The organism is Acinetobacter stercoris (assembly GCF_900323515.1).
Taxonomy (GTDB): Bacteria; Pseudomonadota; Gammaproteobacteria; order Pseudomonadales; family Moraxellaceae; genus Acinetobacter; species Acinetobacter stercoris.
Window position 1 is genome coordinate 1 of the sequence record NZ_OOGT01000186.1, and the last position, 8162, is coordinate 8162.

The window sequence follows — 8162 nt, forward strand, 5'->3', positions numbered from 1 at the left end:
GATTTTAAAAGAAAAAATAAACATGAACTCTGTTATAAGATTGATAATTATTATTAAACAATAATCAAATGTATAGACCATAGCCGGGTTTTACAGACTTTCTGCTCTCAGAAAAATGATTAAGAGAGATAATTCAATGAATTAAAAAACCCAAAGAAGCACTTTGGGTTTTTGAGGTCAAGTACAATTGGTACTTACATGTTGTATATTAAAAAAAAGCTAGCTTTTTTTTATTCTGGTTTCCAGCCTTCAGCCTTTTCAACACTTTCATCATTACTGAAAAACTTTTCACGTTGTTCTTCAAGAAACTTTTTTGCCTCAGGCTCAAATACATTTAAACGCTTTTCATTAATTAAAGTCGTTTGGTGCTTAAGCCATTCTTGCCAGGCCTGTTTTGAAACATTATTGAAAAGTTCTTCACCTTTTGCACCTGGAAATGGAGCAAAATCTAGGCCTTCCATTTCTTTTTGATATTTACGGCAAAATACTTGTCGAGACATATCAAAGCTCCTTAAGCATAAAGTTTTTCAAGACGGGTATAAGCGCGTTCAATGGCTGCCTGTACTTGGGCTGGTGCAGTACCACCGATGTGGTTGCGAGCATTGACAGAGGCTTCCAATGTTAAAGCTTTTTCAAATACATCGGCAGTGATCAAATCAGAGAACTGTTGTAATTGTTCAAGTGAGAGTTCAGATAAGTCTTTTGCCTCTTGAACGCCAAGAGCTACAGCTTTTCCTACGATCTCATGTGCATCACGGAAAGCAACACCTTTTTTAACTAGATAATCAGCAAGATCAGTGGCAGTTGAGAAGCCGCGAAGCGCTGCTTCTCGCATGATTTCAACATTAGGAATAAGTGCTGGAATCATGTCTGCAAATGCCATAAGTGAGCCACGAACAGTATCGATCGCATCAAATAATGGCTCTTTATCTTCTTGATTATCTTTATTGTAGGCTAAAGGTTGTCCTTTCATGAGGGTAAGTAAACTCATCAGGTCGCCATATACACGACCTGTTTTACCCCGAATTAACTCTGGTACATCAGGATTTTTCTTCTGTGGCATGATTGAAGAACCAGTACAGAAGCGATCTGGAATATTCACAAACTTAAACTGTGCTGAAGTCCAGAGAATCATTTCTTCTGACATACGTGATAAATGCATCATGATTAGTGATGCAGCTGCATTAAACTCGATAGCAAAATCACGATCTGAAACAGCATCGAGAGAGTTTTCTGCAACGGCTTCAAAACCTAAAAGCTCAGCCGTATAAGCACGATCAATTGGATACGTTGTACCTGCCAATGCCGCAGAACCGAGTGGCATGCGATTTACACGTTTACGACAGTCAATGAGACGTTCACTATCACGAACAAGCATTTCAAACCATGCCATCAAATGATGACCAAAAGTCACTGGCTGTGCAGTTTGTAAATGGGTGAAACCAGGCATAATCGTGTTGGTGTTTTTAGCAGCTAGCCCTAAGATGCCTTTTTGTAGACGTTCTAATAATTTTAAAATTTCATCTATTTCATCACGAACATAAAGGCGGATATCTGTAGCAACCTGATCGTTACGGCTACGTCCTGTATGTAATTTTTTCCCAGTGATTCCAATACGATTGGTTAATCGTGACTCAATATTCATATGCACATCTTCTAAATCGATGCGCCATTCGAAGTTTCCTGCTTCAATTTCTGCTTTAATAGTCGTTAAACCATTAATAATATCATCACGTTCTTGTTCGGTGAGTACACCGACTTTTGCAAGCATTGTTGCATGGGCAATAGAACCAGCAATATCTTGTTTATAAAAACGTTGATCAAATTGAACAGAAGCAGTGAATTCGGCAACAAATGCATCGGTTGCTTCTGAAAAACGACCACCCCACATTCCAGATGTTTGGTTTTGGGTGGACTTACTTGGGGAATTAGAGGATGTGGTCATATTGGCTCGGGAAAATAAAACAGATTATATCAAATTCAGACGGACTTGCCGAAGCAAAGCAGAATGAATCTCTTTTAAGTCGTGAACAGGATTTTAATACATCTTATTTTTTTACGAAAATAGGTAGTTGGCAACATTTAATTGAATTATTCATTGCAAGTAATATTTTGGCGCTGGTTATAGCGCTTGCTGAGGCTGGTTCATGGGGGAATTTACACTTTCCCCATGTTTTTGAATATATTGCTTTTATTAATTGGGTTTTGTTGGCATTTGTTACAATTATTGATCAGGTTAAAAATAAGTTGCGATATATGCGACTTTCAATTGCATTGCTTCTGGTTTTTATTGCTTTACAAATCATAATCTTATTGACAACAGTAGTGCTAAATCTAGCCCAATATTGGGGGAGGTTTTTTTCATTTCAGTACTTAAATATTGGGATTGTTCTAAATCATGCAAGCTTAAACTTAAGCTATGGTATTTTACTGGGTGCTTTTTGTATTCGTTATTTTTATGTTCTGAATCAATGGTATATCAAAAAAAATAGTGAAACAAATGCGCGATTGCAAGCATTGCAAGCACGTATTCATCCGCATTTTTTATTTAATAGTTTAAATAGTGCAGTGAGTTTAATACATCTAGACCCTGACAAAGCTGAAATGGTACTTATCAATTTATCAAGGTTATTTCGAGCAAGTTTTCAGGAGTTTAAATTGGTGAGCTTGCAAGAAGAGCTAGATATTTGTAGAAAATATATTGAAATTGAGAAGCTTAGATTGGGTGATAGAGTTAATATAGAATGGAAATTACCTGAACAAGAACACTTAAATCAAGTACAAATTCCATTGTTAACTTTACAACCTCTTATAGAAAATAGTATTTTCCATGGCGTTGAGCATAATTTTACTTGTGGTTCTATTGGGGTATTGGTTGAAATATTGCGAGATCAGGTCACTATAGTCATTACTAACCCAAATACATTGGATAAAATAAATACAAGACAGGGACATGGGATTGCACTGGAAAACGTAAGGCAGCGATTAAAAGCGCATTTTGGATATTCGGTTCAGTTTCAAAATTATATGGGTAATGGTTTCTTTACAACATTGATTCGATACCAATACAAATAAAAATAAGCCTGAGTTAACACATAAAAAATTATTTAACGTTAACGTTAGGATAAGGAGGAGTGATGAACATCCTGATTTGTGATGATGAGCCGCTAGCAGTAGCTCGTTTATCAAGATTGGTTACCCTATTAGGGCATCAAATAATCGCAACAGCAAACCATGGGAAACAGGTGCTTGAATTGGTGAAAAAATTCAAGCCAGATGTTGTATTACTTGATATTCAAATGCCAGAGATGAATGGTCTCACTTGTGCCAAGATACTGAGCAACATGAATCCAATGCCTGCTGTCGTATTTTGTACAGCATTTCATGATCATGCTCTTGAGGCTATCCAGTCAAAAGTGAATGGTTATCTTTTAAAACCTATAGAAATACAAGAACTTAAATCTGTTTTAGATCACTTAACAAACTTGAATCAAGCGCAAATGACAAACTTAGAAAAAGAACAGAAGATGGATTCAAAAATTAAAAGGCAACAAATTGTTGCCAAGACGTATCGTGGTGTTGAATTAATTCCTGTAGAGGATATTTATTATTTTCTGGCAGATCAAAAATATGTCACAGTCCGACATAAAAATGGCAGTGTATTGATTGATGAAACGCTGAAAGAGCTAGAGTTGGAATTTGCCGATCAATTTATCCGGATTCATCGTAATGCATTAGTTTCATTGGATTATATAGATGGTCTGGAGATGGTTGGCTCGGGACAATATCAAATCAGATGTCGTGAGATTCCTGAAAAACTGTCGGTCAGTCGGCGACATTTATCCGCGCTTAGAGAAAAACTGCAAAGTCTATAACTCATAAATTAAACTGCTTCTCTGGGAAAATTCTCTTGCATTTTTAAGTCAGCAGGTTAAGTTTAGGTTATTGTTTTTTGATGTTCTGAAATATATGAAAACCCTGAAGATAGCAACACGACAAAGTCCTCTAGCCCTTTGGCAAGCTGAACATATTCGAGATAGACTGGAAGCTTTACATCAAGGGCTAAAAGTTGAATTGGTTACTTTTGTCACTCAGGGAGATAAAATTTTAGACACACCACTTGCAAAAATTGGTGGAAAAGGTTTGTTTGTCAAAGAATTAGAGGCTGCTCTGCTCGATGGTCGTGCAGATTTGGCAGTCCATTCTATGAAAGATGTACCTATGCAGCTTCCAGAGGGATTAGATCTTGCTGTGATCTGCGAGCGTGAAGATCCATTTGATGCATTTGTCTCTAATCATTATGAATGTTTTGATGACTTACCACAGGGGGCGAAGCTTGGTACGTCTAGCTTACGTCGTAAGTGCCAAATTTTAAAACAACGTCCAGATTTAAAAATTATTGATCTACGTGGCAATGTTGGTACACGTCTATCAAAACTGGATGAAGGCCAATACGATGCAATTATCCTGGCGAGTGCTGGATTAAAACGTTTAGGGCTCAAGGATCGTATTCGTCATGTACTCACTCCTGAGGTGAGTTTGCCTGCAGTTGGACAGGGAGCTTTGGGCCTGGAATGTCGTAGTCAGGATCAGGCTGTGTTAGATCTGATTTTACCGCTGATGCATGCTGAAACGAATGCTTGTGTTCGTGCCGAGCGAGCATTCAATGCTTATCTTGAAGGCGGATGTCAAGTTCCAATCGCCGGGTTTGCAATATTAGAAAATAACCAGATTCAGCTTGAGGGTCGTGTTGGTAGTGTTGATGGGGATGAACTCCTGATTGCCTCGGTTGTAGGAGAGGTTAAACAGGCTGAACAACTGGGAGTTGAGCTTGCTAAACAGTTACTTGAAAAGGGTGCTGGAGAGTTGCTCAAAGCCTTGTATAAGTAAAATGATATTCAATCATGTTATTTATCAATACTCGCCCCAAAGATCGTGCTGAACGCCTGACTGAAGTGTTAACTAGGTCAGGTGTTAAGGTTATTGATTTTCCTTTATTGATTTTATCAGCAATTCCATTGAGCAAACAGCTAGAGCAGCTTTATTCACAACTTGATTCTGTTGAGGTTATCGTTGTTGTAAGCCCAACTGCTGCAAATATAGGTATGCAATATTTGCAGCAAAGCGGTTTACAGTTGTCCAGGTTGTCTCATATACAGTGGATTGCGGTCGGACAAGCGACTGCAACAACGCTTTCCAGATATGGTATCCGAAGCGATGTTCCTCGTGTTGAAACATCTGAGGGAATGCTTGACCTTGATATTTTTAAACAGCAAAAAAATTTACAAGCAGTAGCATTTTGGCGAGGTGAAGGCGGGCGTCAATTTATGATGCAATCTTTACTGGATCAAGGTATTCAGGTTTTTAACTTTTTACTCTATGAGCGTCATTGTCCTGAGCAAAGTAAATTACAGTTTTCTGAGTTAAAGCATGAGATATTAAATACTGAAGATACTGTTGTAATGTGTATTTCTAGTGAGGCAAGTTGGAGAAACTGGCTAAATTTATGTCAAAATCAAATTGAAATATTGCAAAAATGTTATTATCTGGTTTTGGGTGAACGTTTGTACCAAATTTTGCAGCATGATAAAAAGATGCAACATATTCATTTTAAAATGACACAAGTCAACAGTTTAGAGCCTGATATATTGCGTGAAACGATTGCAGGGCTGCCAAGGGTAATATGAAGAAGTTTATGTATATATTGATCTGTTTAGCTTTATTATGGGTTATAAAGCTAAGCTATGATGTTTATCAAACTTCAGGACAGCTTGAGCAATTACAAAGCGATTTACATCAGAGTGAGCAAAATAATGCTAACTTGAATGATAAAATTGTTGCTGTACAGAGGCAGGTTGTACCAGAAACCACGACAACACCTAAAAATGATACCGATAATGTACCAGTTAATCCTGCACAAGCTGGTATTTCTGCTGTAGTTCTGGTTCGGCAACAGCTTGAATTGATTCAATTTGCTATACAGCAGCAACAATATATTTATGCCTTGGAAAAAATAAATAGCTTGCAGCAAAGTCTGGTACAGTATGAGATCGCGGATGCTTTGAAACATAGTTTAGTTCAGGCGCTGGAAAAAGATAAAATCAGTGTTCAGCAATTTGTAAGCAATCAGCATACCCGGCAAGAGCAGTTTGATGATGTATTAAAGCAGGTCGATAATGCATTAGAGCAAGAGATTAGTCATCAAAATTTAAAGCCAGCAAAATCAGAGTCAAAGTATTTTTGGCAAAAATGGTTCCAGTTTGAATCGGTTGAAAGGCCAAATGCGGAATTAATGAATCGCAAGCTGATTCTAAAAGAAGTTCAACTCCGTATTTTATTGGCACAGCAAGCGTTGTCATATGGCCAGGTTGCTGAGTTTAAAAGTAACATGGAAATCGCAACAAACCGTTTTAAGCAATTACCTGATGAAAATAGTCAGAAACTAGCAAAACAAATTGAAAAATTAAAACATTTGCCTGTTTTACCAACGCCAAAACTTAATGCAACTGCATTATTAGGCTAGGAGTAAAAGATGAAGCAGATTATTTTTGCTTATTTATTGGTAAGTCTTATTATCATCGCTTTTTTTAGTGTTTTTAGTTATGGCTATGGCTCAGGTTATATTTATTTATACTGGAGAAACTGGCAAGTTCAAACGAATGTCTGGGTCTTGCTGATATTTACTCTTTTTGCAAGTTTTGTTTTTCAGATTATATGGCTGTTGTTAAAAAGATATATTTCAAAAGAGCAACGCAAAAAAGAAGATGTTCTGGATTTTAGCAATCTACACCCATATGAGCAGCTAGGAGTGCTTTGGCTGGTTGAAGCAGCACAAGATCAGCCTGATTTTATATTACAGATTTTTGAAAAATCTGGTTTATTGAATCATGTTATTGCAGCTGAACTTTTATATGGGCAAACGAAATATAGTGAGGCATTAGAGAGACTAGAGCAAAGTCCGGCATCGGCATTTGAATTGGCTGAATTACTGCGAATAAAAATATTTCTGGCACAGGAGGATTCTGAACAGGTATTAACACATTTAGAATTTTTAAGTCAGCATGAATTATCGCCATGGTTGCATAATATTGAAAATGCTTATAAATCGTATCTTTCAAAATTATGGGGACAATATGCTGTTCAAAATCCTTGGGGATATTTACGTTCGACTAAAGCGGGGTATTTGGATGAAAATACCAATACACTCTGGCTGCAACAGTTATTAGTACAATTTGATAAAGCAAATCTGGAAGATATTCAGGCTTTACAGCAACGCTATCAATTATTACAAACTTCAATTCCAGATTATAACCATTCAGATAAAATTTTATGGTTAAAACTTATTGCCAGAATACCAGATATGGGATTACAGCATGAAGAGCTGTCTTTAGCATTATTAAATGAACAATTTGATCAAGAAGTATTTTATTTGTGGTTTCAACAACAACTGCTTAAACAAAATCCAGATTATGATGCTGTTGAAAATGAAATAAAATTACTCGAAGATAAATATCAAGGTTTACCAGTGTTAAGTTATGCTAAATGGCATGTATTGATGGCAACACAAAGAGAAAGTGAAGCGAATCAACTGTTAACATTATACCCTGAAAATAATTTTATGAATTATTTAAGAATTCGTTCAACTTTAAATGGTGATCGCGATTTAATTCAGCAGCTAAACATGATTTTTGAAAATGATGCAAATTTTCTGAAATTTAAGATATAGAGAGATAGGAATATGGAACTTACCTTGAACTACCCTATAGTATTAGAGCAAAAAGTCGCATGGGGTGACATGGATGCCTTTGGTCATGTTAATAATGTTATTTATTATCGCTATATTGAAAGTTCTAGAATTTTATATTTCGATGCTTTAAATATTTTTGAAGAAGATATTCTTACAGTTGTTGCATCAAATCAGTGCAAATATTTAAAGTCAGTATTTTATCCTGATATATTGAAAATATATGTGCGTGTTGATGAATTGCGAAATAGTGCCTTTCGTATGTCTTATGTTCTATATAGTAGTCAACAGCAAGATATTGTCGCAAGTAGTGAAGCAGTTATCGTTTGTGTAGATAAAATAAATATGCAAAAGGTATCCATACCTGAACATATTAAACAGAAAATAATTGATTTAGAAAAAACCGCTGGTCATATCT

The 8162-nt window shown here is 36.4% G+C and carries 9 protein-coding genes; 7 read left to right on the forward strand and 2 right to left on the reverse strand.

What is annotated here, in order from left to right:
- Positions 1-230 precede the first annotated feature (230 nt).
- A complete protein-coding gene (locus KPC_RS15695; RefSeq protein ID WP_121975297.1) occupies positions 231-500 on the reverse strand; it encodes an oxidative damage protection protein in 270 nt (89 codons plus the stop codon).
- An 11-nt stretch (positions 501-511) separates the two neighbouring features.
- Positions 512-1945 carry an argininosuccinate lyase gene (argH, locus tag KPC_RS15700; protein WP_121975298.1) on the reverse strand — a complete coding sequence of 478 codons (1434 nt, stop codon included), beginning with the start codon at positions 1943-1945 and terminating at the stop codon, positions 512-514.
- On the opposite strand from argH, the gene KPC_RS15705 reads away from it, so the two are divergent.
- The 7 genes from KPC_RS15705 to KPC_RS15735 all read left to right on the forward strand — a co-directional run.
- Positions 1936-3075: a sensor histidine kinase gene (locus KPC_RS15705; RefSeq protein ID WP_121975299.1), complete on the forward strand. Its 1140-nt coding sequence runs from the start codon at positions 1936-1938 to the stop codon at positions 3073-3075. The genes argH and KPC_RS15705 overlap by 10 nt on opposite strands.
- 62 nt (positions 3076-3137) lie before the next feature.
- Complete coding sequence (locus tag KPC_RS15710; protein ID WP_121975300.1) at positions 3138-3875, forward strand: LytR/AlgR family response regulator transcription factor; 738 nt, start codon at positions 3138-3140, stop codon at positions 3873-3875.
- Positions 3876-3969: 94 nt separating this feature from the next.
- Positions 3970-4890, forward strand: a complete 921-nt coding sequence (hemC, locus tag KPC_RS15715; RefSeq protein WP_121975301.1) for a hydroxymethylbilane synthase — start codon at positions 3970-3972, stop codon at positions 4888-4890.
- A 14-nt stretch (positions 4891-4904) separates the two neighbouring features.
- A complete protein-coding gene (locus KPC_RS15720; RefSeq protein ID WP_121975302.1) occupies positions 4905-5687 on the forward strand; it encodes a uroporphyrinogen-III synthase in 783 nt (260 codons plus the stop codon).
- Complete coding sequence (locus KPC_RS15725) at positions 5684-6523, forward strand: hypothetical protein (protein WP_121975303.1); 840 nt, start codon at positions 5684-5686, stop codon at positions 6521-6523. The genes KPC_RS15720 and KPC_RS15725 overlap by 4 nt, the downstream gene beginning before the upstream one ends.
- Before the next feature lie 9 nt (positions 6524-6532).
- Positions 6533-7726 (forward strand): heme biosynthesis protein HemY, encoded by a 1194-nt coding sequence (locus KPC_RS15730; protein WP_121975304.1) that lies wholly within the window; start codon positions 6533-6535, stop codon positions 7724-7726.
- A gap of 12 nt (positions 7727-7738) precedes the next feature.
- A partial coding sequence (locus KPC_RS15735; RefSeq protein WP_146196652.1) for an acyl-CoA thioesterase occupies positions 7739-8162 on the forward strand: 424 nt, incomplete at its 3' end.